Annotated in this window: 1 pseudogene; it reads right to left on the bottom strand. The window is 75.4% G+C overall.

The annotated features are described in order from the left end of the window. Positions 1–8 precede the first annotated feature (8 nt). A pseudogene (locus Q0789_RS16605) lies at positions 9–528 on the bottom strand (hypothetical protein); the annotation flags it as partial.

Genomic DNA, 528 nt, shown 5'->3' with positions numbered 1-528 from the left:
GGAGGAGCTCAGAAGGGTGGTGGGCCTTCGCCCCAGCCGCCGTGGTCGGTGCCGTCGGGGTGGGTGGGCGTCGTCGTGCGGGGGCGGGTGAGGTGCTCGTGCTGGCGGTGGTGCTCGTCGCGGGTCCAGCGGGTGTCGCGGTGGGCGAGGTCGCCGGTCGGGTAGGGGTGGCCGACGAGCAGGCGGGGGTGGAGCTCGACGTGGCCGTCGAGGTCGTGGACGTCGTCTCGGCGGCCACAGGTGATCAGGGTTCCCTGGGCGGACGCGGTGGCCTCGCGGGGGTCAGCGTGGTGCTCGTTGTGTCGTGCGCCCGTGGTGGTGCGCGTAGCCGGGACGACGCGGTAGCCGGCCGCCGCGACGTTCCACGCCGCGGCGAGACGGCGGGCCGTCGACGTCGCGCTGGTGCCCCTTCCGGTGAGGGCGTGGTCGTCGCTTCGCCCAGGTGTGGGCGTCGCGTCGGTGCCTTCGTGTCCTGGTGTGTCGTCCGTGGCGGCGGGGACCGGGTCGACGGGGACCGGGTCGACGGGG

This window comes from uncultured Pseudokineococcus sp. (assembly GCF_947499845.1).
Classification (GTDB): domain Bacteria; phylum Actinomycetota; class Actinomycetes; order Actinomycetales; family Quadrisphaeraceae; genus Pseudokineococcus.
The sequence above is the reverse complement of the archived record's forward strand: the minus strand, read 5'-3'. Positions and strand labels throughout refer to the sequence as shown.